A 26,078-nucleotide genomic window follows, 5' to 3' on the forward strand; every position below is an offset into this window, starting at 1 on the left:
CAATGTCTACATCCGCCGCGGGCACGCCCGCCACGCCACCCGCGCCCGTGCCGCTCACGGGCGGCATCCTCGCCCTTTTGACGATGGGCCTCGCGCTCGGCACCTTCATGGAAGTGCTCGACACGTCGATTGCGAACGTCGCCGTGCCGACCATTTCGGGCAGCCTCGGCGTCGCGACGAGCGAAGGCACGTGGGTCATTTCGTCGTACTCGGTCGCTTCGGCGATTGCGGTGCCGTTGACCGGCTGGCTCGCGCGGCGCGTCGGCGAGGTGAAGCTCTTCACGATTTCCGTGCTGCTGTTTTCGATCGCGTCGGCGCTGTGCGGGCTGGCTCACAACTTCGAATCGCTGATCGCGTTCCGGCTGCTGCAAGGCCTCGTCTCCGGCCCGATGGTCCCGCTGTCGCAAACCATCCTCATGCGCAGCTATCCGCCCGAAAAGCGCGGCCTCGCGCTCGGTCTCTGGGCGATGACCGTGATCGTCGCGCCGATCTTCGGCCCGGTGATGGGCGGCTATATCACCGACAACTACACCTGGCCGTGGATCTTCTATATCAACGTGCCGATCGGCGTGTTCTCGGCGGCGATCGCGTACTTCCTGCTGCGCGGCCACGAGACGAAGACGACGCAGCAGCGCATCGACGGTGTCGGATTGGCGCTGCTCGTGATCGGCGTCGCGAGCCTGCAGATGATGCTCGACCTCGGCAAGGATCACGACTGGTTCAACTCGAACTTCATCGTGACGCTGGCGATCGTGTCGGCGGTCTCGCTCGCGTTCATGTTCGCGTGGGAGTTGACCGAGAAGGAACCGGTGATCGACCTTTCGCTCTTTCGCGACCGCAACTTTGCGATGGGCGTGCTCATCACGTCGCTCGGCTTTCTCGCGTTCTTCGGCTCGGTCGTCGTGTTGCCGTTGTGGTTGCAGACCGTGCTCGGCTACACGCCGTGGCTCGCGGGTCTCGCCACCGCGCCGGTCGGGATTCTCGCGCTGGTGCTGTCGCCGATCATCGGGCAGAACATGCATCGGCTGAATTTGCGCGTGGTCGCGAGCTTCGCGTTCCTCACGTTCGCGTTCGTGTCGCACTGGAACTCGACCTTCACGCTCGATACGCCGTTCGACCAGATCATCTATCCGCGCTTGATTCAGGGCATCGGCGTCGCGTGCTTCTTCGTGCCGATGACGACGATCACGCTCTCCAGCGTCTCCGACGAACGGCTCGCGGGCGCCGCGGGCCTGTCGAACTTCCTGCGCACGCTGTCGGGCGCGATCGGCACGGCGGTCAGCACGACGTTCTGGGAAAACGACATGATCCGCCATCACGCGCGTCTGACCGAATCGGTCACGCCTTATTCGGCGGGCACGAACGCGTATTCGGACCTGCTGTCGGGACTCGGCTTGTCGGGACAGGCGCTGACCGCGCAACTGGATCGCGTGGTGTCGGCGCAGGCGTACATGATGTCGACCAACGACTTCTTCCGCATTTCGTTCTATGCGTTCCTCGTGCTGGCCGCGATGGTCTGGCTGACGCGGCCGAAGAAGGGCGCGTCAGCCTCGATGGGACACTGAACTACTGAGGCGTGAGCGGCGTGACCGACTGCCCCGGCTGGTTTTCCAGATTGAGCGGGACCGGCTGATCCAGCGGGCTGACCTGCACGCCGCTCGGCGCGGGTGCAGGCGGGGTCTGCGTGGCTTGCGGCGTTTCGGTCTTGCGCAGTCCGGGGCCGTTCTTGATGAACTGCTTGAAATCCGCGCCCGCCTGCCACGGATTCGGCTGGCAGCCGAGCGGATTATCGCAATGCGCGGCGAAACCGATCGTCGCGGTGCCTTCGTTGGTCGGCGTCTTGGTGATCTGATACGCGAGCGCGCGCTTGCCGCTCGACGGCCCCGCCGTCTGGATGATCGAATCGGTGACGGTCTGCAGCTTGTATTCGGAATGGTTCGTCACCCAGACCTGGGCGCGCGCCCACCACGCGTCGCATTCCGGCTTGCTCATGCAGGTGAGCGGTTGCGTGGCCTGCTCCATCGTCGTGCTGCTGACCTGGTCTTGCACGGCGCAGCCGCTAAAAAGGGCGAGCCATGCAGCCCCAAGCGCGGCGGCGGCGAAGTACTTCTTCTTCATTACTCCCCCGATCGTCGAAAAGTCGGCCATATTTTGACCCCTCAAATCGGATGATGTGATGACGCGTTTCCCTCTGTTGCATAAGCCGGAAACAATTGCCGCCGCGTGCTGACACCGCAGCGGAAAAATCGCCTCACGCGTTCGCGGGGTTCAGCTTGTAGACCTGATACGCCGCAACGAAGGCGTCGAACGTTTCGGTGTCGCTGCTTTCGACGACCGCCTGTTCCACAAGCGATTTTGCCGCAAGCTCGTTCATCACGCGCTCTTCTGCGACGGAAAGCGGACGCGCACGAAAATCTTCCGCGTGACGCGCGCTGAGATCGAGCGCGAACTCGTCGAAGGTTTGCTGCTTGTCGCGCATCGTTTGCAGCACGCGCGCGGACGGCGTGAGCGACGCATCGGCGATGCGCGGCCGCAGCGCTTCCAGCGCGCGCGTGTGATCGCCGTTGCCGTTTAGCGTGTCGAGCGTCTTCGCGACCGGTTCGATTGCATCGAAGAGTTCTTCGGCCCATTGCTGCATCGGCACGCTTGCGCCGTCGCGTTGCAGCGCGAGACCCGGCTTGCGCCCTTCCTTCGACACCGTCATGAAATTCGCGTTGGCTTCGATGCTCGCGCCGGGCGGCAACAGCGGGCTGTCTTCCAGTGCGCAATAGAGCAGATAAGCATCGAGAAAGCGCGCGGTTTCGAGCGAGATGCCCGTCGGCACGAACGGATCGATGTCGAGGCAGCGCACTTCGATGTACTGCACGCCGCGCTCGGCCAGCGCATGCAGCGGACGTTCGCCCGAATGCGTGACGCGCTTCGGGCGGATCGTCGAGTAGAACTCGTTTTCGATCTGCAGCACGTTCGTGTTGATCTGCACCCATTCGCCGTCGCGCTGCGTGCCCATGGCTTCATACGGCGCATACGGCTGGCTCACGGCTTTGGCGAGCACGTCGAGATACGCGTCGAGATTGTCGTAGCTCGGCAGCAGATCGGCCTGGGCGGGATTGTTGGTGTATCCGAGATCGCTCATGCGAAGGCTGGTCGCGTGCGGCAGATAGAACGTGTCGGCATCGAACGTTTCCAGATGATGCTTCTTGCCGGCGACGAAGCGCTTGTTCAGCGCCGGCGACGCGCCGAACAGATACATCAGGAGCCAACTCGTGCGGCGGAAATTGCGGATCAGCGCGAAGTAGCGCTCGGACTGAAAGTCTTTCGCGGACAGCGTGCTCGTCGCATCGAGCGCCTGCCAGGCGCGCCATACGTTTTCATCGAGCGAATAGTTGTAGTGGATGCCCGCGATGCATTGCATCGTGCGGCCGTAGCGCAGCGCGAGGCCGCGCCGGTACACCGTCTTCAACATGCCGATGTTCGACGTGCCGTAATAGCCGAACGGAATCTCGTCCTCGGGCGGCAGCGAGTTGGGCATCGAATTGTTCCACAGCAACTCGTCGCCCATGTGCGCGTAAGCGAAGCGATGCAGCGCGTCGAGGCGATCGAGCGTGATCGCCACATCCGATTCGGCGGGCGTGATGAGCTCGACGAGCGCCTCGGAGTAATCGGTCGTGATGAGCGGATGCGTCAGCGCGGAGCCGAACGAGCGCGGATGCGGCGTCATCGCCAGCTTGCCCTGCGGCGTCACGCGCAAGCTTTCTTTTTCGATGCCGCGCAAGCCTTGGCGCAACGCGTCGGCATGCGGACCGGACGCGAGCGCGGCAAGCCTGCGCTCGAAAGCGCCGGCCTTGGTGTGAGCGGGATTCTTGTTTGCCATTGAAGCGTTCTGCGAGGAGCGCGAGCGCGTGTGCGCGCGGTCGTATTTTTAGGGTAGCGGGCACTTTAACATCTCGGTGTAAGGCGTGCTTGGGCCCATATCAGGCAAGGGATTGCGGGTTTTTCGGGAGATTCGCGGGAGATGCGCGGGAGATCCGCGGAATACGCGGCGGTGCGCTTTGGAGCCGCTTGGAGCGGCTCGCGAGGACATTGAAGCGCTCGCGCGTCATGTCGACGGCGAGCGCGCCTGCTTCATGCAACCTTGTTGGTTTCGTTACGCGCGCGTTCGGTTTCGAGCAGCGTTTCCTTGCGCGGCGTGCCCCAGCGATAGCCGGCGATCGCGCCATCCTTGCCGATGACGCGATGACACGGAATCGCGAGCGCCACCGGATTCGACGCGCACGCATTCGCCACCGCCCGCACCGCGCGCGGCGCGCCGAGCGATTCGGCGATCTCGGTGTAACTGCGCGTCTGCCCATACGGGATGCGCCGCAACGCGTCCCACACGCGCCGTTGAAATGCGGTCGCGCCGATGTCGAGCGGCAAATCGAAGCGCTCGCGCGTGCCTTGCAGATACGCGCGAATCTGCGCGATGAACGGCTCCAGTTTCGCGGCATCCTCGACGCGTTCGGCCTGCGCGAAATCGGCGGCGAGCTGATTGACGAGCGTGGGCGCGTCGTCGCCGAATGCGATCTTGCAGACGCCCATGTCGGTCGCGGCGATGAGCACGGCACCCAGCGGCGTCGCGGCGGTCGCGTAACGCACGGTCAGCCCAGCGCCCTGACGCTTATACGCGGACGGCGTCATGCCGAGTTCCGCGGGCACGGCCTCGTACATGCGCGACGGCGAGCCGAAACCGGCGTCGTGCGTCGCGCGCGTGACGTCGCGGCCGCGCTGCAACGCATCGCGCAGCACGCCGGCACGCTGCGCCGCCTGATACTGACGCGGCGAAATGCCGACGATTCGCGAAAACAGGCGCTGCAGGTGAAACGGGCTGACGTGCACGGCGTCGCTCAATTGCGCGAGCGTCATGCGTTGCTGCGGATCGGCGTCGAGCACCTTGCATGCGCGCTCGACGATCGCGAGTTCGCGCGGCAGGCTCGTCGGCTGGCAGCGCTTGCACGCGCGGTATCCGGCTTGTTCGGCGGAGTCGGTCGTCGGAAAGAATTCGACGTTCTCGCGACGCGGCGCACGCGACGCGCACGACGGTCGGCAAAACACGCCGGTCGTGCGAACGGCGAAGAAGAAGGCACCGTCGGCGCGCTCGTCGCGATCGACGACGGCTTGCCAGCGGCTTTCATCGGAGGAAAAAACAGGGTTCGTGACGGTTTTCATGACGACCTCGATGGCTCTTGGGTACGTGACCACTGTAGAGCCGCCCAACTGAGGTTACGCGCCGATTCTTGCTCTGTCATCGGTCCGCGAAATCCGAAAAGTGACGCTCAGATACCACAAAGGGACGCCATAGGGGTTTTTACCGAAATTTCTATTGCGTCGCATCAAGTGGCTGTGTATAATTGGAACTGTCTCCTCCATGTCTCCTCCTGATATGGATTCAGCCCGCCCACTAAGGCGGGCTTTTTTTCGTCCGTGGTTTTTGCGTGTTCGAAACGTCAGCGCGAAAAAAACCGGGCGCGTGGCCCGGTTTCTCGTAGACGATTCCGCCGCCGTTACAGCACGTAGCGCGACAAATCCTCGTCTTGCGCCACATCGCCGAGCGCGCGTTCCACATACGGCGCGTCGATTCGCACAGGCTTGCCGGCATGATTGCCCGCCGCGAACGACACTTCTTCGAGCAGCTTCTCGATCACCGTATAAAGCCGCCGCGCGCCGATATTCTCGGTCTTCTCATTCACCGAAAACGCGATTTCCGCGAGACGCCGGATGCCGTCTTCCGCAAAGTCGAGCTCGACGCCTTCGGTCGCCAGCAGCGCCTTGTACTGCTTGACGAGACTCGCATCGGTCGAATTCAGGATCGATTCGAAATCGCCGACGGACAGCGAATCCAGCTCGACGCGAATCGGAAAGCGCCCCTGCAGTTCGGGAATCAGATCGCTCGGTTTGGCGAGATGAAACGCGCCGCTCGCGATGAACAGGATGTGATCGGTCTTGATCATCCCATACTTCGTGTTGATGGTCGTGCCTTCGACGAGCGGCAGCAGGTCGCGCTGCACGCCCGCGCGCGAGACTTCGGCGCCGCCCGTCTCGCTGCGCGACGCGATCTTGTCGATCTCATCGAGAAACACGATGCCGTTCTGCTCGACGTTCTGCACCGCCTTGCTCTTGACCTCTTCGTCGTTGAGCATCTTGCTGGCTTCTTCGTCGGTCAGCAGCTTGAGCGCTTCCTTGACCTTCACCTTGCGGCGCGTCTTCTTGCCGCCGCCGATGTTCGCGAACATCGAGCGAATCTGTTCGGTCATGTCTTCCATGCCCGGCGGCCCCATGATGTCCATGCCGACTTGCGGCATTTCCACATCGAGCTCGATTTCCTTGTCGTCGAGCGCGCCTTCGCGCAGGCGCTTGCGGAAAGTCTGACGCGTGGCGTTGTCGCCGCCTTCGCTGCCCGACGACTCGATCGCGTTCGTGGCGCCGAATCCGACCGGCCGCGCCGTCGGCAGAAGAATGTCGAGGATGCGGTCTTCCGCGCGATCTTCGGCCTTCGTGCGGACTTTCTTCATCTCGGATTCGCGCGTCTGCTTCACGGAAATCTCGATCAGATCGCGCACGATGCTGTCCACGTCGCGGCCCACGTAGCCCACTTCGGTGAACTTGGTCGCTTCGATCTTGATGAACGGCGCGTCCGCGAGCTTGGCGAGACGCCGCGCGATTTCGGTTTTGCCGACGCCCGTCGGCCCGATCATCAGAATGTTCTTCGGCGTGATCTCCTGACGCAGCGGCTCGGCGACCTGCTGACGGCGCCAGCGGTTGCGCAGCGCGACGGCAACCGCCTTCTTCGCGCGCCCCTGGCCGATGATGTGCTTGTCGAGTTCGGAGACGATTTCGGAGGGAGTCATGGTGGTCATCGCAAAAGTCCTTTATTCGATCGTCTCGATGACGCGATTGTGGTTGGTGTAGATGCACATGTCGCCGGCGATGGTCAGCGCCTTCTCGACGATGTCGCGCGGCGAGAGATCGGTGTTCTCAATGAGCGCCTGCGCCGCAGCCTGCGCATAGGCGCCGCCCGAGCCGATCGCCGCGATGCCGCGCTCCGGATCGAGCACGTCGCCGTTGCCGGTGATGACGAGCGTGTTGTCCTTGTCGGCGGTGATGAGCATGGCTTCGAGGCGTCGCAGCATGCGATCGGTGCGCCAGTCTTTCGCCAGTTCGACGGCGGCGCGCGTCAGATTGCCCTGATGCTTCTCGAGTTTGGCTTCGAAGCGGTCGAGCAGCGAGAACGCGTCGGCCGTGCCGCCGGCGAAGCCGACCAGCACCTTGCCGCCATAGATGCGGCGCACCTTCTTCGCGCCCCCTTTCATGACGATATTGCCGAGCGTCACCTGACCATCGCCGCCCAGCGCGACCTTGCCGTCGCGGCGCACGGAGACGATGGTCGTGCCGTGAAATTGTTCCATGTGCGTTCCTTGGATAAACAGACGATGCGTGGCGATGAAAGTCCGCCGCGCAGTCGAGAATTCGATGGAGTGCACGGCGCGGGGTTCCGTCGGGCGTGAGGCCCGAGGCGGACGGCGCCGCGCTCGCGCTTGCCGCGATGAAGCTTTTGCGGCGCGCGTCGGATTCATTTTAGGGCGACGCCGGATTTATCAAGGCGTACGGTATCGGCGCTCGCCGTTTTTACCGGGCACAAAGCAAAAAAGGCATCCCTTCGTTGGATGCCTTTTTGCCGATGCGACTGCTTCTGCACAACTTTTTTGCGGCGGCGTCTTCCCCGTTGCGGGCGGTCCCGCGACGCTCGCCTGCCGGCAGCGATTTCAGTCGCCGAACAGCTTCTGACGCAGTTCGCGGCGTTCCTGCGCTTCGAGCGACAGCGTGGCGGTCGGACGCGCGAGCAGGCGCGGAATGCCGATCGGCTCGCCGGTCTCTTCGCACCAGCCGTAATCGCCGGACTCGATGCGCGCGAGCGACTGCTGCACCTTCTTCAGAAGCTTGCGTTCGCGATCGCGCGTGCGCAGTTCCAGTGCATGTTCTTCCTCGATGGTCGCGCGGTCCGCCGGGTCCGGCACGATCACCGTTTCCCGCAGGTTCTCGGTCGTCTGGCCGGCATTCTTCAGAATGTCCGCTTGCAACTGTTCGAGCCGGTTCTTGAAGAAGGCGAGTTGATCCTCGTTCATGTAGTCCTTCTCGCTCATCTTCAGGATTTCGGCTTCGGTCAAGAGTTTCGTTGTCATCAGCTTGCTTCTTCAATGTAGGGCGATGTCTTCGCAACGCCCGCACTTGCGTTACCCGCATTCAGCGCATCCGTACGCTAGGGGCTACGCGACACGTCGATGCGGGGCCGAACTCCTCTGGAAACCGATATTGGATGATGCTCCGGAAGACCGGGCGCATTCGCATGGCCCCGGATTTCCGGCCCCGGTGCTTTGACTTGATTTGCCTTCCCCCGGCAAATCGAGGCATCGTCCCGACGGGACATCCCTTCTCCCAAGATCCGCTGGCCGAGCGCCTCGAAGACGCGCATTCAGCGGAACTGCCCTTCTCCAGTGGGGCTGTATTGTAACTGAACCGCAAATTCCAACTAAACCTACGGAAAACCCTGTCGATTTGCGCCGGAATTTCAAAAATATAACGCCTGAACGCGCAAAAAGCGATGACGCTTGGTGGGCGCGACTACATACGCGCACCGAAAGTCGGACATGAAAAACGCCGCGCGCGAGCCCTTCGCGGCGGCGTTCTGTGTCAGTGCCCGTTTTGTCGCCCCGCGTGATTCACGGCAATCCAAGCGAGATGCATGCCGGATTACTTCACCAGGCAGGCGTCGAGGCCGTCGGTGATCAGATCCTTCGGCAGTTCGATGCCGATGAACACCATCTTGCTGTTCTTCTTCTCGATCGGCATCCACTTGCCGGCGAGATCGCTGCCCATCATCTGATGCACGCCCTGGAACACGACCTTGCGATCGACGCCCTTCATATAGAGCACGCCCTTGTAGCGCAACAGGCGCTCGCCATAAATCTGCAGAATGCCGCCGAGGAAGTCTTCGAGGCGGTTCGGATCGAACGGCTTGTCGCTGCGATACACGAACGACTTGATCTTGTCGTCGTGATGCGCGTGATGATGATGGTGATGCCCGTGCTCGTGATCGTGGCTGTGGTCGTGACCGCAGGTCGAATGATCGTGATCGTGATCATGGTCATGCGCGTGCTCATGATCGTGATCGTCTTCCGCGAGGAAATCCGAATCGATCTCGAGCTTCGAGTTCAGATTGAAGCCGCGCAGATCGAAAATTTCCTTGATGTCTGCGTCGCCGAAATTCACGACCTTGATCGCCGCGCGCGGGTTCATGTGCAGCAGGCGATGCTTCAGCGCTTCGAGTTCGTCGGCGGAAACGAGATCGGATTTCGTGATGAACAGGCGATCCGCGAAGCCGACCTGACGCTGCACCACCTCGTGCTGGTCGAGCTGCGCATTCGCGTGCTTCGCGTCGACGAGCGTGATGATCGCGTCGAGCAGGAATTCGTCGGCGACGGTGTTGTCCATGAAGAACGTCTGCGCGACCGGACCCGGATTCGCGAGGCCGGTGGTTTCGATCACGACGCGGTCGAAATCGAGCGTGCCCGCCTTCTTGCGGTTCGCGAGGTCTTCGAGCGCGCGCGCGAGGTCGCCGCGGATCGTGCAGCAGATGCAGCCGTTGCTCATCTGGATGATCTGCTCGTTCGTCTCCTGCACGAGGATCTCGTTGTCGATGTTCTCTTCGCCGAACTCGTTCTCGATCACGGCGATCTTCATGCCGTGCTTCTCGTTCAGGATGCGCTTGAGCAGCGTGGTTTTGCCGCTGCCCAAAAAGCCGGTCAGGATGGTTACGGGAATCATGGTGTCGCCTTTTAAGTTCGGGGAACGCGCGGAATCGAATATTGGAACATATTTGCGGAGCCGACGCTTCGTGCGCCCTTCGCTCGCGAATCGCCCTTAACTGGGGCCGATCACGCGATTTGCAACAGCAGCCCTTTCAGATACTCGCCTTCCGGAAACGCCGTCAGCAACGGATGATCCACGCCCGCGCCGAGCCGCTTGAGGATGCGCGCATCGGCGCGTGCGTCGGCCGCCGCGCTCGCGACGATCTTCTGGAACAAGTCGGCATCGATCGCGCCGGAACATGAGTACGTGAAAAGCAGGCCGCCTGGACGCAGCAACTTGAAGCCGCTCAGATTGATGTCCTTGTACGCGCGCGCGGCGCGATCGACGGTTTCCTTCGACGGCGCGAACTTCGGCGGATCGAGCACGATCAGGTCGAAGCGCCGGCCTTCGTCGTAGAGACGGCGCAGCGTCTTGAACGCATCGGCGTCGAGCCATTCGGCTTTCTCCGCGTCGAAGCTGTTGGCCTTCACGTTCTCCCGCGCGAGCGCGAGCGCTTCGCCCGATGAATCGACGGAGACCACGCGCGTCGCCCCGCCTTTCAGCGCGGCCAGCGAGAATCCGCCCGTGTAGCAGAAGCAGTTGAGCACTTCGCGGCCTTGCGCGTTCTGCGCAACGAGCACGCGGTTGTCGCGCTGATCGACGTAAAAGCCCGTCTTGTGGCCATTGCGCACGTCGACGTGATAGCGCACGCCGCATTCGTTCGCGATGAGCGTCGCCGGAGGCGCGTCGCCGGCGAGCACGCCGGTCGTCTGTTCGAGACCTTCCTTCTGGCGGATCGACACGTCCGAGCGCTCGTAGACGTTCGCGCAACCGGTCGCATCGACGAGCGCCTGCACGATCGCGGCTTTCCATGACTCGACGCCCGTCGCCATGAACTGGCAGACGAGCTGTGCGTGATCGCCGGTATCCGCGACGTAGTAATCGACGATCAGGCCCGGCAAGCCGTCCGCTTCGCCGAATATGAGGCGCGTCGCGCCGGTGTCCTTGACCATCGTGCGCCGATGCCCGAGCGCGCGCTGCACGCGGCGCTTGAAGAACGCGTGGTCGATGGGCTCGCTTTCATCGAACGTCCAGACGCGCGCGCGAATCTGCGATTGCGGGCTGTACGACGCGCGCGCGAGAAAGCGTCCGTCGGCCGCGCGAATGACGACCGTCGCGCCCGGCGCGGGATTGCCGTCGATGCGCGCGATGGCGTTCGCATAAATCCACGGATGGCGGCGGACGAGCGACTTGTCCTTCGCCGGTTTGAGCGTGATGGTGTCCATTGCAAGCCGAGGCGGCGCGCAGGGCGCTCGCGGAGTTAATCGCGCTTCTTCGCGCGCGGGTGCGCCGCATCGTAGACGCGGGCGAGATGCTGAAAATCGAGCGATGTATAAATCTGCGTGGCCGTGATGCTTGCATGGCCGAGCAGTTCCTGCACCGCGCGCAGGTCGCCGCTCGATTGCAGGACGTGCGTGGCGAACGAATGCCGCAGCACATGCGGATGCACATTCGACGGAATGCCCGCGAGCAGCGCGAGCCGCTTCACGCGTTCGCGCACCACGCCGGGCGACATGCGGTTGCCGCGCACCGAGAGAAAGAGCGCGTGCGGTTCGAGCTTGACGAATTCGTCGCGCACGGCGATCCAGGCGCGCAGCGCTTCGACCGCCTTGCTGCCGACCGGCACTTTGCGCATCCGCTTACCTTTGCCGAGCACCGTGACTTCGGCGCCTTCCAGATCGATCCAGCCTTCGGACCGGTGTTCGGCAGTGTCGACGTGGCGAACGTCCAGCCCGACCAGTTCCGCGAGCCGCAGACCCGACGAGTAGAACAGTTCGAGTATCGCGTGATCGCGCAGCGCTTCGGTCGTATCGGCTTGCGGCGCGTCCATCAGCCTCGCGGCGTCATCGACGGAGAGCGCCTTCGGCAGCGTCTTTTCGCGCTTGGGCGCGCGCACCGTCGCGACCGGATTCGCGGGCATCTCGACGCGCTCGGCGAGCCATCGATAGAACGCGCGCCATGCCGACAGCCGATGCGCGATCGAACGCGACGATAATCCGCTCGCGTGCGCGCGCACGACCGCGCCGCGAATATCGGCGGATGTGAGCGATTCCAGTGGACGATCCTTGGCGAGCGCGCGCAGCTCGCTCAACTCGTGCGTATAGCCGCGCAGCGTGTGCTCGGAAAGATGCCGCTGATGCTCGAGCATCGCGAGATAGTCGGCGATCACGTCGGCGGCGGCGTTCATCGTCAATGCGGCAGCAGGCGGGACAGCGCGGCGCTCGCGAGCGCGCCGATCTGCATGAGGAAATCCGTCGCCATGCCGTCGTGGAAGCGGCGCGGATCGGGCGAGCCCATGACGAGCAGGCCGAAGCTCGGCGCATCCGGGCCGGCTTGCGGATCGCGCAGCGCGATGAGCGACACGGATTCGATCTTGCGGTCGATGTCGGACGGGCCGTCGCTCGGCGCGACCGTCGCCGATGCCGAGTTCGCCGCGCCCAGCCACTGCGCGGCGGCGAAGCCGGTATTCACGCCGCAGTACGGCGCGGCGAGACCGGTCGTGAAAAGGCGTACTTCCTCGCCGACCTGACGGGCGAAATCGGCTTGGCGATAAGCTTCGTCGATATCCCACACGCGCAGCGCGGCGTGCGGCACGTCGAAGATTTCGCACAGCCCCTTGCTGATGGTCGCGGGCAGCGCGTACGGATCGCGCTGCGAGATTACGCGCACGGTCCAGCGATTGAACTTGGTCGAGATGCTGTCGTTTTCGTGGCCGTAGCGCAGCAATTCGGCGAGACGCCGTTCGAGCTGCTTGTTCTTGTCGCGCAGCATTTCCATCTGGCGTTCCTGCAGCGACACGGCCGCTTTGCCGTGCGGATTCGAAAGCCGGATGGTGCCGAGCAGTTCCGCGTGCTCGACGAAGAAATCAGGGTTGTCGAGCAGATAGTCGGCGACTTCGCGTGGATTCATGGTGACGTGTATGCGTTAAACGATGCGATCGAGCTCGATCTCGCCTTCGAAGACCGTTGCGGCGGGCCCGGCCATGAAGAGCGCGGCGGTTTCGTTCTTCGCGCCGTCCCAGCTGATCGTGAGCGTGCCGCCGTGCGTCTCGACGCGAACGGGCGAATCGAGTTGGCCGCGGCGAATGCCGGCCGCCACCGCCGCACATGCGCCCGTGCCGCACGCGAGCGTTTCGCCCGCGCCGCGCTCGTAGACGCGCAGTTTCACCGAATGCCGATCGACGATCTCCATGAAGCCCGCATTGACGCGCTTTGGAAAGCGCGCGTGACGTTCGACGAGCGGACCTTCGGTCAGAACGGGATACGCCTCGACGTCATCGACGATCTGGACCGCGTGCGGATTGCCCATCGACACGACGGAAATCCAGCGCCGGTCGTTGATCGAGCCGTTCACGTCGAGCGGCCAGAGCGTGTCGTTGCCTTCCTTCCGGCCTTCGAGACCTTGCGCGTCGAACGGCACTTTCGGCGGATCGAACACCGGCGTGCTCATATCGACGACGACTTCGCCGTTCTCCTGCATCGTCAGCGTGATGACGCCGTTTTGCACCTGCACGCGCACCGTCGATGCATCCGTCAGACGCCGGTCGCGGACGAACTTCACGAAGCAGCGCGCGCCGTTGCCGCAATGCTCGACTTCACCGCCATCGCAATTGAAGATGCGGTACTTGAAGTCGACGCCTTCGATCGTCGGCTTTTCCACGAGCAGCAACTGATCCGCGCCGACGCCGAAATGACGGTTCGCGAGCGCGCGCACCTGTTCGGCGGACAGATCGAGCGCCTGCGTGTAGCCGTCGAGCACGACGAAGTCATTGCCCGCGCCCTGCATTTTTGTGAATTTCAGTTTCATGGCCGCTATTGTATGTGAGCCGCGATGCCGCGTTTCGCGCGATTCAGGCGTCAATAAAAGCTCGGGTCGCCCGGCGGGCGCGTCTTGAAGCGCTTGTGCACCCAATAATATTGCTCGGGCATGCGCGGAATCTGCTCTTCCAGAAACGCGTTCATGCGGCGGGCGTCGGCCTCGTCGTCGCCGCTCGGATAATTTTCCCAAGGTTTGAAGACTTTCAGCCGATAACCCTTGTAGTTCGGCAAAACTTCTCCGATGAAGGGCACGACCTGCGCCTTGCCCGTCTTCGCGAGCCGGCCGACGGCGGTCAGCGTGCACGTCGGGATGCCGAAGAACGGCACGAACGTGGAGTTGCGCATGCCGTAGTCCATGTCCGCGCCGAGCATCACGGGTTTGCGATCGCGCAGCCAGCGCAGCACGATGCGCGCGCTGTCGGCGCGGCTCGCCATGTCGGCGCCGAAACGGGCGCGCTGTCTCTTCGCCAGTTCCTCGATCTGCGGATTCGAAAACGGCTGATACAGCGAACCGCAGCGCCGATGCAGCGAGTAGTTGAGAAAGATCGAGCCCGCCTCGATGCCGACGAAATGCAGTCCGAGAAAGAGCGTGGGCGGAAGATCGGGATCGGTGAGATCGATGGCGCTATCGACTTCGATCAGCTTTTCTAGCTTCTTCGCGGAGCCGAACCATTGCACGCTGCGCTCGACGTAACTGCGGATCGCGTGCCGAAAGTGCTTCTGCGCGATGTCCTCGCGTTTTTCGTCGGACCACTCGGGGAAGCACAGCTTCAGATTCGTATGGACGATGCGCTTGCGACGGCTCGGAATCTGATAGAGCAGCCAGCCGAGGCCGTCGCCGAAACGCGCGGTGATGCCGTATGGAATCACCGCGAGGAATTTGAGAAAACCGATGGCGAGCGCCACGCCGATACGACCTAGCATGACTCGCTCCGGCGGGCGGACGAGTGGAGCGGGACCGAGGAAGTCAAAAGGGTCAATTCTGTGAAAACTAAGGAAACCGGTATAATAAAACCTTCGCCGAGTTAATGGACAACTTGCGGGGCGAAGCGGGTCGGAGTCTTCTTACTTTCGAGAAGCGCCGGCCTGGAAGCACATCCGCTAAAGCGTCGCCGCTTCAGACTCCAAAAGAAGACGGCTACGTGAATATCAACCGTACTTTTATTGGAGTCTGAAGCGTGTCGAACGACTATCTCTTTACTTCCGAATCCGTTTCCGAAGGCCACCCGGACAAGGTTGCCGACCAAGTCTCCGACGCCATCCTCGACGCCATTCTGTCGCAGGACAAATATTCGCGCGTCGCCGCGGAAACGCTGTGCAACACCGGTCTCGTCGTCCTCGCGGGCGAAATCACGACCACCGCCAACGTCGATTACATCCAGGTCGCGCGCGACACCATCAAGCGCATCGGTTACGACAACACCGACTTCGGCATCGACTATCGCGGCTGCGCGGTTCTCGTCGCGTATGACAAGCAATCGCCGGATATCGCGCAAGGCGTGAACAAGGCGCACGACGACAATCTCGATCAGGGCGCGGGCGACCAGGGCCTCATGTTCGGCTACGCCTGCGACGAAACGCCCGAACTGATGCCGCTGCCGATCCACCTTTCGCATCGCCTCGTCGAGCGTCAGGCAAACCTTCGTCGCGATGGCCGTTTGCCCTGGCTGCGTCCGGACGCGAAGTCGCAAGTCACCGTGCGTTATGTCGATGGCCGCGCGCATTCCATCGATACGGTCGTGCTGTCGACGCAACATTCGCCGGACATCGACCTGCCGCAACTGCGCGAAGCGGTGATCGAAGAAGTCATCAAGCCGACGCTGCCGAACGAACTCATCAAGGGCGACATCAAGTTTCTGGTGAACCCGACGGGCCGCTTCGTCATCGGCGGTCCGCAGGGCGACTGCGGTCTGACGGGCCGGAAGATCATCGTCGACACGTACGGCGGCGCGGCTCCGCACGGCGGCGGCGCGTTCTCGGGCAAGGATCCGTCGAAGGTCGACCGCTCGGCGGCGTACGCGGGACGTTATGTCGCGAAGAACATCGTCGCGGCCGGTCTCGCATCGCGCGCGCTGATCCAGGTTTCGTACGCAATCGGCGTGGCACGTCCGACTTCGGTGATGGTGAACACGTTCGGCACGGGCCGCGTGTCGGATGCCGAAATCACGAAGCTCGTTCTGGAGCATTTCGATCTGCGTCCGAAGGGCATCATCCAGATGCTCGATCTGCTGCGCCCGATCTACGAAAAGACGGCGGCATACGGTCACTTCGGCCGCGAAGAGCCTGAATTCTCGTGGGAAGCCACCGACAAGGCGCTCATGCTGGCCGAAGCGGCGGGCACGGAGCCGGTCGCAAGCGTGGCGTAACGCCATTCGCCGAACGCGCGGGACAAGAACCGGCAAGCATCGCGCTTGTCGGTTTTTTTTCGCCTGCGCGGCGCGTTTCTTGCGACCGAACCGGACGGCAAAACCGATCATCCACGGAGCCGTCATGCCGTTCGAAACGCTTCTTTCTCCCGTCACAATCGGCAATCTCGAACTGCCGAATCGCGTGGTGATGGCGCCGCTCACGCGCAATCGCGCGTCGCAGCCCGGCGATGTACCCAGCGAAATGAACGCGCACTATTACGCGCAGCGCGCGGGCGCGGGACTCATCGTGACCGAGGCGACGCAGGTTTCGCGGCAAGGTCAGGGTTATGTCGCGACGCCCGGCATCTATTCCGACGCGCAGGAAGCCGGATGGAGAGCCGTCGTGGGCGCGGTTCACGCGCGGCACGGGCGCATCGCGTCGCAGCTGTGGCATGTGGGGCGCGTGTCGCATCGATCGCTGCAGGATGGCGATGCGCCGCCCGTCGCGCCGTCCGCGATCCGCGCGCGCGACACGCAAGTGTTCGTGAGACACGATGACGGCACCTATGGCATGACCGACGCCGACGAACCGCGCGCGCTTGAGATCGGCGAGTTGCCGGGCATCGTGCTGCAGTTCGTCGATGCCGCGCATCGCGCCAAGCGCGCCGATTTCGACATGATCGAAGTCCACGCGGCCAACGGCTATCTGCTGCATCAGTTCATGGCGACGGGCACCAACCATCGCACCGACGAGTACGGCGGCGGCATCGAAAATCGCGTGCGGCTGGTCGTCGATGTGCTGGAGGCGGTCGCGGGCGTGATGGGCGCGAATCGCGTCGGCATCCGGATATCGCCGAACTTCACGGGATTTGATCTGCACGACGATGAAGGCGAAGCGTCATCGCTGTATCTGGCGCGCGAGCTGAAGCGCATCGGCATCGCGTATCTGCATCTGGCGGAAGGCGATTGGGCCGGCGGCGCGCCGCTTTCGGACGGCTATCGAGACGCGCTGCGCGAGGCTTACGACGGCGCGATCATCGTCTGCGGCGAATACACCGCGGAAGAAGCCAATACGCGCATCGAACGAGGCGAAGCCGACGCCGTGGCTTTCGGTCGCGCGTTTCTCGCGAATCCGGATTTGGTCGAGCGCTTCAGGATGAACGCGCCGCTCAACGCGCCCGACGAGGCGACGTTCTACGGCGGCGGAGAGAAAGGCTACACGGACTATCCGACGCTCGACGAGGCCGAGCGCAAGTGAGGGATTGCGCGATTGCGCGATTCAGCGCGCCGCGAACGCGTACCAGCCGGCGCTCGTCGCCGACACGCGACGCGGACGACGGCTCGTCAGCGCAGCCGCTTTCGGCTTCGGCGCGGGCGCGCGCAACTGCACCGGACGGCGCAACAGCGCGCGCAACGACACCCGGCGCGAGGCCGCGCGCACGCGCAGATTGAAGAAGAAACCGCGGAACCACGACCGGATGCCGTCGACCGGATGCACGTTCTTCAGTTGCTCGGCGAGCAATTGCGTGCGGGTGGAGTGATGGCGCAGCGCGCGGATCATGCCGCGGCGCGCAGGACGCGCGGCTCGCGATGCGACGCGAGTAAGTCCGATAGCGATTCGGTGGTTCATGTCGGCGGGAAAGGTCGGTTTGCGTGGAAGCAGACTCGACGATAGTCGTCTCAAAAATGAAGTTCAACGCTTCGATTCAACAGCATTTGCGAAGTTGCACCGAATTGATGCGGATCAATGTACAGGACCAGTATTACCCGGGTAAGTCCGCGTTTTCCCTGCCGTTTCATGAAGCGGCTGCTTATAAAAATCGGCGGAAGCGTTCTCGCATGGGCCTTCCTGCGCTGCCGGATTTACAATCCCCGTATTCGCCCCAATTCCGGATATAGCGTCGACGGCATGAATAAATTCGAAAGCCGCCGGAGCCAAGAACTGAAATGTCTGATCAAAACCTGCTGAAATCGAAGAAGGAACAGGTGCACGAGCTGCGTCGAAACGGCTACGTGATCGTGAAAGGGCTGGTTTCGCAGGAACGCCGCGACGCGATGCTCGAAGTCGCGCGCCGGCAACTCGCCGAGGCCGCCGCGCCGGTCGAGTTCGAGGCCGATCTGAAATATCCCGGCGCGCCGGATTCGAAGGACGCGCCCGGCGGACACACCGTGCGCCGCCTGCTCGACGCCTACGCGCGGCATCCGCTTTACGCGGAGTTCGCGACATCGCCGGAAGTGCGCGGATGGATGGAGTTGTATTTCGGCGAGACGCCGTATTTGTCGCGCGCGCATCACAACTGCATGATGACGAAGCACCCGGCGTACGGCAGCCTGACCGGCTGGCATCGCGACGTGCGCTACTGGGCGTTCGAGCGCGACGATCTCGTTTCCGCGTGGGTCGCGCTCGGCAACGAAACGGTGGAAAACGGCGCGCTGTGGTTCGTGCCGATGTCGCACAAGCTGCCGTTCACATCGGATCGCTTCGACGACGCGAAATTCTTCCGCTCCGACTTGCCCGAGAATGCCGCGCTGATCCGCACGGCGGTGTCGCCCGCGCTGGAACCGGGCGACGTCGTGTTCTTCCACTGCAACACGCTGCATTCGGCGGGCAAGAACCTCACCGATCAGGTGAAGTTCTCGCTCGTGTTCACGTATCGCGGCGCGAGCAACGCGGCGCTGCCCGGCACGCGCTCGGCGTCGAAGCCGGAAGTGCCGCTCGTCTGACGTCTGAGCGTTTGAGCGTTTGAGCGTTTCAGCGTTTCGACGGAATCGTGAGGCCGATCAGCCCGGCGAGCGACGCGACGATGCCGCCCGCGATCAGCCAGATGGTCTTGTTCGTGGGCGAGCCGGTGAAGAAGCGCGCGACGTCGCTGGAGAGCGAATGAAACGACTGGCCGCCGAAATACAGCAGCACGACGCCGCCGACTAGCAGCGCAACGGAAATCGCTCGGGTCATGGCGTGGTCTCTTGGCTGGAAAAGCGCGTCAGGTTAGCGGGTCGGCGCTCGCGCGTCCACTCGCGCCGCCTGCGCCTGCTCGCGCGTGTACGGCTGAATCTTGCGCAGGAGGTCGGCCATCACGTACTGATGATCGCTTCTGCTCGTCCACGCGCCGAGGTTGTATTTGACGCCGGTGTCCGTGTAATCGGTCACGGCGACCCACGGCGCCGACGGCCCGTCCTGCACGATGCGCGGATCGTCGCTCATCAGCTTGCGCAGTTCCTCGAGCACACGCTCGACCTTCAGCCCATGCTGTGCCTGGAAGTTGATGACGACGCGACGCCGATCGTTCGCGCTGTAGTTCGTGATGGCGTTCGCCCAAATGAGGCTGTTCGGCACGAACATGATGATGCCGTCGGCTTTCGTGAGGCGCGTCGTGAAAAGTCCGATCTCGTTGACCGTGCCCGCCGTCGTCCCGACGCCTTCGATGTAATCGCCGACGCGAAACGGGCGCAGCAGCAGGAGCATCAGGCCGGCCGCGATGTTTTGCAGCGTGCCCTGCAGCGCGAGGCCGATGGCGAGGCCGGCGGCGCCGAGCACGGTCAGGATGCTGGCGGCGGCAATGCCGAGCTTGCCGAGCGCGGCGACGATCGCGACGACGCGGATCGCCCACAACGCGAGGCTGGCGAGCACCGGGGTGAGCGTGGCATCGACATTGGTGCGAGCGAGCGTGCGGCGCAGGGTGTTCGCGACGGCGTTCGAAATCCACCAGCCGACCGCGAGAATCAGCAGCGCCAGCAGAATATCGATGCCGTAAGTCACGGCAATTGCACCAAACGAATCGTAAGCGGGGCGAAATCTGTCGATCGAATCCATGGGTAGCGGTCCTTCAAAACGAATCTGCTTTTGTCCGCGATCGCGTTGGATCGTTCCCCTTGCTGGCCATCCGGCCTATACCGAATAGCGGGACGGCATCGCGTGCCGTGCGCGCCCAGCCCCGATTGGCTTACCATTGACGCCCTCGACAGCGTGCGTGTCCGCGCGTGTCGCGTGAAATGCACGTTGTCCGTTCCAGTCCGTTCAATTCGCCATCCGCAGAGGAAATCCGTCATGGCCTACGAAGCAGCCTCCGAGCGTTACACGCAGATGCAATACCGCACTTGTGGCAGGAGCGGGTTGAAACTTCCTGCGTTGTCGCTCGGTTTGTGGCACAACTTCGGCGATACGACGCCGATCTCGACGCAACGTGAAATTCTGCGCACGGCGTTCGATCTCGGCGTCACGCATTTCGATCTCGCGAATAATTACGGCCCGCCGTACGGCAGCGCCGAAACGAACTTCGGGCGCATCTTCAAGGACGACTTCCGCCCTTATCGTGACGAACTGTTGATCTCCTCGAAAGCAGGCTGGGACATGTGGCCCGGTCCGTACGGCCAAGGCGGCGGCTCGCGCAAATACGTGCTGGCGAGCCTCGACCAGAGCCTGAAGCGCATGGGCCTCGATTACGTCGACATCTTCTATTCGCACCGTTTCGACGCCGATACGCCGCTCGAAGAAACCGCTGGCGCGCTGGCGACGGCCGTGCATTCGGGCAAGGCGCTTTACGTTGGCATCTCGTCGTACTCGGCGTCCAAAACACGCGAGATGGCCAAGCTGCTCGCCGAGCACAAGGTGCCGCTGCTGATCCATCAGCCGTCGTATAACATGCTGAACCGCTGGATCGAAGAAGACCTGCTCGACACGCTCGACGACATCGGCGCGGGAAGCATCGCGTTTACGCCGCTCGCGCAAGGTCTGCTGACCAGCAAGTATCTGAATGGCGTGCCGCAGGACGCGCGCGTCAACAAACCGGGCGGCGGCTCGCTCAAGCAGGAACATCTGAGCGATGCGAACCTCGCGCACGTCCGCAAGCTCAACGATCTCGCGCAGAAGCGCGGCCAGAGCCTCGCGCAGATGGCGCTCGCGTGGGCGCTGCGAGGCGGGCGCGTGACCTCGGTGCTGATCGGCGCGAGCCGCGCGGAGCAAGTCGTCGAGAACGTCGGCGCACTGAAGAATCTCGATTTCTCGAAGGAAGAACTCGCGGAAATCGATCAGCACGCGAAGGAAGGCGGCATCAACCTGTGGGAAAAACCGTCGACGGATCAGCGCATCTGACACGCGTGCGGCCCTTCGCCAGAAGGGTATTTCGAGATACGCGCGGCATCCGTTGCTATCATGCGGACTCGGCGGCTTTTGCGCAGCGATAAGAGTTGCCGCCGAGGCCGGCCACCGGCCGCGCAGTCAGCCGAAAGTGCATTTCTTCTGCACGCACGTTCGCCCACGAGGCGCGCGTGCGCGCCTCCGCCGCCGTATCGACGTTCGGACCGCGAAACGACTATCGGGTTAAAATAGCCGATTGCGCCGGGCTGTTAGTTTTTTTTGCGCGAAGTTCACGCGTGGCGCGGCGTGAATCGCTGTCCTCGCATCGCGGGTTTCGGATCAATCGGCGACCTTCACCATTCGATCGTCCCGTTCGGACAGCGCAGCGCTCCTCGTTGCGCCCTCGTAGCGCGCTTTGTTTTCGACATCGGCCCGGCGTGGCATCCGCCGCCAGCCAGGCGCGAGCGTCACCGCTTTCGCACAGTTAGAGCACAGTTCAAGAAGCCATGAGCAACCTTAATTCTCAAACCGTTCTGAGCGTCCATCACTGGACCGACACGCTTTTCAGTTTCACCTGCACCCGCGACAGCTCGTTCCGCTTCGAGAACGGCCAGTTCACGATGGTGGGTCTCGAAGTCGACGGCAAGCCGCTTCTGCGCGCGTACAGCCTCGCGAGCGCGAACTACGAAGAGCATCTCGAATTTCTGAGCATCAAGGTTCCGGACGGCCCCCTGACCTCGCGCCTGCAACATCTGAAAGTGGGCGATTCCGTGCTGATCGGCAAGAAGCCGACGGGCACGCTCGTCGCCGACAATCTGCTGCCCGGCAAGACGCTGTGGCTGCTGTCGACCGGCACGGGCCTCGCGCCGTTCATGTCGATCATCAAGGACCCGGACGTCTACGACCGCTACGAAAAGATCGTGCTGACGCACACGTGCCGTTTCGTCGACGAACTCGCGTACAAGGATTTCATCACCGAGCACTTGCCGGCGCATGAGCATATCGGCGAAATCGTGTCCGAAAAGCTCGTCTATTACCCGACGGTCACGCGGGAGGAGTTCGCGAACCGTGGTCGCATCACCGATCTGATCGAGACCAAGAAGCTGTTCGCCGATCTCTCGGTCGAGCCGTTCTCGGTCGAAAACGACCGCGTGATGCTCTGCGGCAGCCCGCACATGCTGCGCGACACGCGCGAACTGCTCGACGCGATGCGCTTCCAGGAAGGCAGCAACAACCATCCTGGCCACTACGTCGTGGAAAAGGCGTTCGTCGGATAAGCTGTCTCGACGTCGCGATTGCACAAACCGGAGCCTCGCGCTCCGGTTTTTTTTCGCCTCGACGAAATCACCATACGCGCGTCGCTGTTACAAATTGACCACGGTCCGTAGGTCTTTTTCCTGCGCATTATGCGCAGCGGACTTGGCAAACGACATGAAGTTCGACCGCCGAAGCCTTGCGCGACATGGATTTATCATTTTTTTGAGATATGATGCGTTTACTTTTTGACGGCGCAGGCCATCCCGTAGTCCGTCAACGATGTTACTGAGTGTAAATTCGGTTACGCCGCTCGTGAGTTACCCGAGGACGTAGCTCCAGTTGCGCTCGAAGCGAGGATAGTGAATGAACCCGTCGGCCACGATCACGCTCGATGAGAACCCGATTCGCCGCGCTCCGCTGCGCGCGGTTCCATCACCGTCGCCGGAATGCTCCGGCGCGTCGTTTGCCTCACCCTATTCCGCGCTGATCGACGCCAAGCTCAAGGGCGACCGTCAGATTCAGCGTCTCACCGCCCGCGTCCAGGAACTCGCCGCGCTGCTCGCCGCCGCGGAAGAGCGCGCGCGTCAGGCGCTCGCGCAAGATCTGCACGACGCGAGCGGCGCCGCGCTCACCGTCGCGAATATCGCGCTCGCTCGCGCCGAGCACTGGCTGCCCGCCGATGCGCCCGCCGCGCTCGACGACGCGCTGCATCAGGCGCGCGCGGCGCTCGCGGATGTCTGCGAGACGAGTCATCGAATCGTCGAGGGATTGCAGACGCCGACTTTCGATGCCAACTTCGCCGCCACGCTGGCCGGCTGGATCGCGGATTTCGGCGCGCGCACGGCGATCGCCGTCGATTTCTCCTGCCCCGACGATGCGCGTCTCGATCGCATGTCGCACGACATGTCGCTCGCGCTCTTTCGCGTGATGCAGGAAGCGCTCGGCAACGTCGCGCGTCACGCGCACGCCGGGCATGCGCGCGTGTCCGTCGCGCTCGACGGACAAGGCGTGATCCTGCTCGTCGAAGACGATGGCGTCGGCATCAGCGCGGCGGCGCGTCGCAAGAGCGGACGCTTCGGCCTTTCCGGGATGCGCGCGCGCTGCGAGGCGCTCGGCGGCAATCTGCGCGTCGCGGCGGCGAAGCCTGCCGGCACTTGCGTGCGCGCGCGTTTCCCGTGGGCTGCGGCGGGTCCGGGCCTGTTCACGCTCAGCGTGGTTAACGCCTGAGGCCGCCGCGATGCTCAGAATCCTGCTCGCCGACGATCACGGCATCGTGCGCCGCGGCGTCGCGCAATTGCTGCTGGAACGCGGCGTCGCATCCGAAGTGCTGGAGGCCGAGACCGGCATGCAGGCGCTCGCGCTCGCCGCGCGTCGCCCGCTCGATGTCGCGATGCTCGACATCTCGCTGCCGGACATCAACGGCATCGACGTGTTGAAGCGTCTCAAGCGCGAAAGCCCGCGTCTGCCGGTGCTGATGTTTTCGATGTATCGCGAAGATCAATATGCGGTGCGCGCGTTGAAGGCGGGCGCGGCGGGCTATCTGTCGAAGACGGCGGACCCCGCGCTGATGATCGGCGCGATTCAGCAAGTCGCCGCAGGCCGAAAATACGTGAGCCCTGAAATGGCCGAAGCCCTCGCAACCTACGTTTCGCTCGATACGGACCGGTTGCCGCACGAGAAGCTATCGGACCGCGAATATCAGACGCTGTGCATGCTTGCTTCGGGAAAACGGCTCACTGATATCGCGAACGCCTTATCGCTTTCGGTTAAGACCGTAAGTGTTTATCGCGCGCGGTTGCTGGAGAAAATGAAGCTCGCGAACAACGCAGAGCTTACGTTCTATGTGATGAGCAACCGTCTCGTCGACATGAATCCCGCCATCGCCGGGTAGGTTTTATCTCGCGCTAGATAAAACGGGTGGATCGTAACAAATTGCCGCAATTCTGCGTTGCATGCTCAATGGATAGGCAATCTCTGAGTCTCCGATAAAATATCGGGTTTTCCCGAGGTAACGGCCGCTCGCGCGCGCCAGAAGGAGACTCATCGCAATGTCGTTGTTCCGCAAGAAAAACATCGAGCACATGCTGGCCGGCGCGCACAGCACATCGCTCAAAAAGACGCTCGGCGCCCTGGATCTGACGTTCCTCGGAATCGGCGCGATCATCGGCACGGGCATTTTCGTGCTGACCGGCACCGGCGCCGTCCAGGCCGGCCCGGCGCTCATGATTTCGTTCATCATCGCGGCGATCGCGTGCTGCTTCGCCGCCCTCGCCTACGCGGAATTTTCGTCGACGATTCCGGTCGCCGGTTCCATCTACACGTATTCGTATGCGACGCTCGGCGAACTCGCCGCGTGGATCATCGGCTGGGATCTGATGCTCGAATACGGGCTCGCGACGTCCGCCGTTTCGGTCGGCTGGTCGGGCTACTTGCAGTCGCTGCTCGCCGGCTTCGGCATCTCGCTGCCGACCGCCCTCACCGCCGCGCCCGGCGCGTTGCCCGGCGAGGTCACGTTCTTCAACCTGCCCGCGTTCCTCGTGATGATGGCGATCACCTGGCTGCTTTCGGTCGGCGTGAAGGAATCGACGCGCCTGAACAACATCATGGTCGCGATCAAAGTGACCATCGTGCTGCTCGTGATCGCGGTCGGCGTGTTCCATGTGAAGCCGGCAAATTGGCAGCCGTTCATGCCGAACGGCTGGTCCGGCGTGTTCGGCGCGGCGGCCGTCATGTTCTTCGCGTTCATCGGCTTCGATTCGGTGTCGTCGGCGGCCGAGGAAGTGAAGAATCCGAAGCGCGATCTGCCGATCGGCATCATCTCGTCGCTCGCGGTGTGCGCCGTGCTGTACGTGGCGGTCGCGGCCGTCGTGACCGGCATCGTGCCCGCGCCGCAGTTCGCGAACAATCCGCATCCGGTGTCGTTCGCGCTGCAAGTCGCGGGTCAGAACTGGGTCGCGGGCTTCATCGATCTCGGCGCGGTGCTCGGCATGCTCACCGTGATTCTCGTGATGAGCTACGGCCAGACGCGCATCATCTACGCGATGTCGCGCGACGGCCTCTTGCCCGCGCGGCTTTCGAAGGTGCATCCGCGCTACGCGACGCCGTTCCTCACGACGTGGATCGTCGGCATTTTCTTCGGTCTGATCGGCGCGCTCGTGCCGCTCAACGTGCTCGCCGAGCTCATCAACATCGGCACGCTCGCCGCGTTCTCGATGGTCTCCATCGCCGTGCTGATCCTGCGCCGCACGCATCCTGACTTGCCGCGCGCGTTCCGCTGCCCCGGCGTGCCGGTCGTGCCGATTCTGGCGGTGGCGTCGTGTCTGTTCCTGATGGTCAATCTTCAGGCGATGACGTGGATCGCGTTCGTGCTGTGGCTCGTGATCGGCCTCGCGATCTATTTCCTGTACTCGCGACGCCATTCGGTGCTCGGACGTCGAACGCACGAGCAGCGAGAGACCGTGACGCACTGAGCGTCTTTGCTCGACACAAAAGCGCCGCCCTCGAGGCGGCGCTTTGCATTTGCAGCGGCAAAACCTTGAGTTTGGGACGGACGTTCGCGCCGATAGCGACGCCCGCCGATTTGTGTTTTACTCATTGTCACAAACACATAACACCAATTCCGGCTGAACGCTCACG

The 26,078-nt window shown here is 63.0% G+C and carries 24 protein-coding genes; 9 read left to right on the top strand and 15 right to left on the bottom strand.

What is annotated here, in order from left to right:
- The first annotated feature begins 2 nt into the window (after positions 1-2).
- Entirely contained in the window at positions 3-1,565 is a 1,563-nt protein-coding gene (locus BG60_RS18890) for a DHA2 family efflux MFS transporter permease subunit (RefSeq protein WP_034472337.1), read from the top strand.
- Position 1,566: 1 nt separating this feature from the next.
- On the opposite strand, the gene BG60_RS18895 is transcribed toward BG60_RS18890, so the two are convergent.
- From BG60_RS18895 to BG60_RS18950, 12 genes are all read right to left on the bottom strand, one after another.
- Positions 1,567-2,118, bottom strand: coding sequence for a hypothetical protein (locus BG60_RS18895; RefSeq protein ID WP_008352375.1), 552 nt, complete (start codon positions 2,116-2,118; stop codon positions 1,567-1,569).
- A gap of 133 nt (positions 2,119-2,251) precedes the next feature.
- Entirely contained in the window at positions 2,252-3,871 is a 1,620-nt protein-coding gene (gshA, locus tag BG60_RS18900; protein WP_034472340.1) for a glutamate--cysteine ligase, read from the bottom strand.
- A gap of 251 nt (positions 3,872-4,122) precedes the next feature.
- A complete protein-coding gene (gene ada / locus BG60_RS18905) occupies positions 4,123-5,205 on the bottom strand; it encodes a bifunctional DNA-binding transcriptional regulator/O6-methylguanine-DNA methyltransferase Ada (RefSeq protein WP_034472343.1) in 1,083 nt (360 codons plus the stop codon).
- A 335-nt stretch (positions 5,206-5,540) separates the two neighbouring features.
- The gene (gene hslU, locus BG60_RS18910) at positions 5,541-6,893 is read right to left on the bottom strand and encodes an ATP-dependent protease ATPase subunit HslU (protein ID WP_008352370.1); all 1,353 of its coding nucleotides are present in this window, start codon (positions 6,891-6,893) and stop codon (positions 5,541-5,543) included.
- Between the two features lie 12 nt (positions 6,894-6,905).
- Positions 6,906-7,442 carry an ATP-dependent protease subunit HslV gene (gene hslV / locus BG60_RS18915; RefSeq protein ID WP_034472345.1) on the bottom strand — a complete coding sequence of 179 codons (537 nt, stop codon included), beginning with the start codon at positions 7,440-7,442 and terminating at the stop codon, positions 6,906-6,908.
- A gap of 357 nt (positions 7,443-7,799) precedes the next feature.
- Positions 7,800-8,216, bottom strand: a complete 417-nt coding sequence (gene dksA, locus BG60_RS18920) for an RNA polymerase-binding protein DksA (protein WP_008352366.1) — start codon at positions 8,214-8,216, stop codon at positions 7,800-7,802.
- 568 nt (positions 8,217-8,784) lie between these two features.
- Complete coding sequence (locus BG60_RS18925; protein WP_034472348.1) at positions 8,785-9,858, bottom strand: CobW family GTP-binding protein; 1,074 nt, start codon at positions 9,856-9,858, stop codon at positions 8,785-8,787.
- 110 nt (positions 9,859-9,968) lie between these two features.
- Entirely contained in the window at positions 9,969-11,168 is a 1,200-nt protein-coding gene (locus tag BG60_RS18930) for a class I SAM-dependent rRNA methyltransferase (protein ID WP_034472351.1), read from the bottom strand.
- Between the two features lie 35 nt (positions 11,169-11,203).
- Entirely contained in the window at positions 11,204-12,130 is a 927-nt protein-coding gene (xerC, locus tag BG60_RS18935) for a tyrosine recombinase XerC (RefSeq protein WP_008352360.1), read from the bottom strand.
- A 2-nt stretch (positions 12,131-12,132) separates the two neighbouring features.
- Positions 12,133-12,852: a DUF484 family protein gene (locus BG60_RS18940; RefSeq protein WP_034472353.1), complete on the bottom strand. Its 720-nt coding sequence runs from the start codon at positions 12,850-12,852 to the stop codon at positions 12,133-12,135.
- Between the two features lie 15 nt (positions 12,853-12,867).
- The gene (gene dapF / locus BG60_RS18945) at positions 12,868-13,749 is read right to left on the bottom strand and encodes a diaminopimelate epimerase (RefSeq protein WP_034472355.1); all 882 of its coding nucleotides are present in this window, start codon (positions 13,747-13,749) and stop codon (positions 12,868-12,870) included.
- Between the two features lie 50 nt (positions 13,750-13,799).
- The gene (locus tag BG60_RS18950; protein ID WP_008352354.1) at positions 13,800-14,684 is read right to left on the bottom strand and encodes a lipid A biosynthesis lauroyl acyltransferase; all 885 of its coding nucleotides are present in this window, start codon (positions 14,682-14,684) and stop codon (positions 13,800-13,802) included.
- Positions 14,685-14,938: 254 nt separating this feature from the next.
- Here BG60_RS18950 and metK point away from each other — a divergent pair, with 254 nt between their 5' ends.
- Together metK and BG60_RS18960 are read left to right on the top strand one after the other, a co-directional pair.
- Positions 14,939-16,126 (top strand): methionine adenosyltransferase, encoded by a 1,188-nt coding sequence (metK, locus tag BG60_RS18955; protein ID WP_034472356.1) that lies wholly within the window; start codon positions 14,939-14,941, stop codon positions 16,124-16,126.
- 124 nt (positions 16,127-16,250) lie between these two features.
- Positions 16,251-17,366 carry an alkene reductase gene (locus tag BG60_RS18960; RefSeq protein ID WP_034472357.1) on the top strand — a complete coding sequence of 372 codons (1,116 nt, stop codon included), beginning with the start codon at positions 16,251-16,253 and terminating at the stop codon, positions 17,364-17,366.
- A 21-nt stretch (positions 17,367-17,387) separates the two neighbouring features.
- Here BG60_RS18960 and BG60_RS18965 read toward each other — a convergent pair whose 3' ends face one another.
- Positions 17,388-17,738: a hypothetical protein gene (locus tag BG60_RS18965; protein ID WP_174447735.1), complete on the bottom strand. Its 351-nt coding sequence runs from the start codon at positions 17,736-17,738 to the stop codon at positions 17,388-17,390.
- 317 nt (positions 17,739-18,055) lie between these two features.
- On the opposite strand from BG60_RS18965, the gene BG60_RS18970 reads away from it, so the two are divergent.
- The gene (locus BG60_RS18970) at positions 18,056-18,832 is read left to right on the top strand and encodes a phytanoyl-CoA dioxygenase family protein (RefSeq protein ID WP_008352350.1); all 777 of its coding nucleotides are present in this window, start codon (positions 18,056-18,058) and stop codon (positions 18,830-18,832) included.
- Between the two features lie 28 nt (positions 18,833-18,860).
- On the opposite strand, the gene BG60_RS18975 is transcribed toward BG60_RS18970, so the two are convergent.
- Entirely contained in the window at positions 18,861-19,064 is a 204-nt protein-coding gene (locus BG60_RS18975; protein WP_008352349.1) for a DUF3185 family protein, read from the bottom strand.
- 33 nt (positions 19,065-19,097) lie between these two features.
- Entirely contained in the window at positions 19,098-19,922 is an 825-nt protein-coding gene (locus tag BG60_RS18980) for a mechanosensitive ion channel family protein (protein WP_034472358.1), read from the bottom strand.
- 234 nt (positions 19,923-20,156) lie between these two features.
- Between BG60_RS18980 and mgrA the strand changes: the two genes are divergently transcribed.
- From mgrA to BG60_RS19005, 5 genes are all read left to right on the top strand, one after another.
- The gene (mgrA, locus tag BG60_RS18985; protein WP_008352347.1) at positions 20,157-21,200 is read left to right on the top strand and encodes an L-glyceraldehyde 3-phosphate reductase; all 1,044 of its coding nucleotides are present in this window, start codon (positions 20,157-20,159) and stop codon (positions 21,198-21,200) included.
- 491 nt (positions 21,201-21,691) lie between these two features.
- Positions 21,692-22,462, top strand: coding sequence for a ferredoxin--NADP reductase (locus BG60_RS18990; RefSeq protein ID WP_034472359.1), 771 nt, complete (start codon positions 21,692-21,694; stop codon positions 22,460-22,462).
- 343 nt (positions 22,463-22,805) lie between these two features.
- Positions 22,806-23,669: a sensor histidine kinase gene (locus tag BG60_RS18995; protein WP_034472360.1), complete on the top strand. Its 864-nt coding sequence runs from the start codon at positions 22,806-22,808 to the stop codon at positions 23,667-23,669.
- A 10-nt stretch (positions 23,670-23,679) separates the two neighbouring features.
- Positions 23,680-24,333: a response regulator transcription factor RqpR gene (rqpR, locus tag BG60_RS19000; RefSeq protein ID WP_008352341.1), complete on the top strand. Its 654-nt coding sequence runs from the start codon at positions 23,680-23,682 to the stop codon at positions 24,331-24,333.
- 157 nt (positions 24,334-24,490) lie between these two features.
- Positions 24,491-25,912: a branched-chain amino acid transporter BcaP gene (locus BG60_RS19005; protein ID WP_008352338.1), complete on the top strand. Its 1,422-nt coding sequence runs from the start codon at positions 24,491-24,493 to the stop codon at positions 25,910-25,912.
- Positions 25,913-26,078: the final 166 nt, after the last annotated feature.

Origin of the sequence: Caballeronia zhejiangensis, from assembly GCF_000698575.1 — a bacterium.
GTDB lineage: Bacteria > Pseudomonadota > Gammaproteobacteria > Burkholderiales > Burkholderiaceae > Caballeronia > Caballeronia zhejiangensis.

Coding starts and splice junctions, on each gene's coding strand:
- BG60_RS18925 (WP_034472348.1), bottom strand. CDS start 9,858: ATGATTCCCGTAACCATCCTGACCGGCTTTTTGGGCAGCGGCAAAACC.
- BG60_RS18895 (WP_008352375.1), bottom strand. CDS start 2,118: ATGAAGAAGAAGTACTTCGCCGCCGCCGCGCTTGGGGCTGCATGGCTC.
- dapF (WP_034472355.1), bottom strand. CDS start 13,749: ATGAAACTGAAATTCACAAAAATGCAGGGCGCGGGCAATGACTTCGTC.
- BG60_RS18890 (WP_034472337.1), top strand. CDS start 3: ATGTCTACATCCGCCGCGGGCACGCCCGCCACGCCACCCGCGCCCGTG.
- BG60_RS19005 (WP_008352338.1), top strand. CDS start 24,491: ATGTCGTTGTTCCGCAAGAAAAACATCGAGCACATGCTGGCCGGCGCG.
- ada (WP_034472343.1), bottom strand. CDS start 5,205: ATGAAAACCGTCACGAACCCTGTTTTTTCCTCCGATGAAAGCCGCTGG.
- gshA (WP_034472340.1), bottom strand. CDS start 3,871: ATGGCAAACAAGAATCCCGCTCACACCAAGGCCGGCGCTTTCGAGCGC.
- BG60_RS18960 (WP_034472357.1), top strand. CDS start 16,251: ATGCCGTTCGAAACGCTTCTTTCTCCCGTCACAATCGGCAATCTCGAA.
- BG60_RS18965 (WP_174447735.1), bottom strand. CDS start 17,738: ATGAACCACCGAATCGCTATCGGACTTACTCGCGTCGCATCGCGAGCC.
- BG60_RS18990 (WP_034472359.1), top strand. CDS start 21,692: ATGAGCAACCTTAATTCTCAAACCGTTCTGAGCGTCCATCACTGGACC.
- BG60_RS18975 (WP_008352349.1), bottom strand. CDS start 19,064: ATGACCCGAGCGATTTCCGTTGCGCTGCTAGTCGGCGGCGTCGTGCTG.
- mgrA (WP_008352347.1), top strand. CDS start 20,157: ATGGCCTACGAAGCAGCCTCCGAGCGTTACACGCAGATGCAATACCGC.
- BG60_RS18950 (WP_008352354.1), bottom strand. CDS start 14,684: ATGCTAGGTCGTATCGGCGTGGCGCTCGCCATCGGTTTTCTCAAATTC.
- BG60_RS18970 (WP_008352350.1), top strand. CDS start 18,056: ATGTCTGATCAAAACCTGCTGAAATCGAAGAAGGAACAGGTGCACGAG.
- BG60_RS18980 (WP_034472358.1), bottom strand. CDS start 19,922: ATGGATTCGATCGACAGATTTCGCCCCGCTTACGATTCGTTTGGTGCA.
- BG60_RS18930 (WP_034472351.1), bottom strand. CDS start 11,168: ATGGACACCATCACGCTCAAACCGGCGAAGGACAAGTCGCTCGTCCGC.
- hslU (WP_008352370.1), bottom strand. CDS start 6,893: ATGACCACCATGACTCCCTCCGAAATCGTCTCCGAACTCGACAAGCAC.
- BG60_RS18995 (WP_034472360.1), top strand. CDS start 22,806: ATGAACCCGTCGGCCACGATCACGCTCGATGAGAACCCGATTCGCCGC.
- BG60_RS18940 (WP_034472353.1), bottom strand. CDS start 12,852: ATGAATCCACGCGAAGTCGCCGACTATCTGCTCGACAACCCTGATTTC.
- dksA (WP_008352366.1), bottom strand. CDS start 8,216: ATGACAACGAAACTCTTGACCGAAGCCGAAATCCTGAAGATGAGCGAG.
- xerC (WP_008352360.1), bottom strand. CDS start 12,130: ATGAACGCCGCCGCCGACGTGATCGCCGACTATCTCGCGATGCTCGAG.
- hslV (WP_034472345.1), bottom strand. CDS start 7,442: ATGGAACAATTTCACGGCACGACCATCGTCTCCGTGCGCCGCGACGGC.
- rqpR (WP_008352341.1), top strand. CDS start 23,680: ATGCTCAGAATCCTGCTCGCCGACGATCACGGCATCGTGCGCCGCGGC.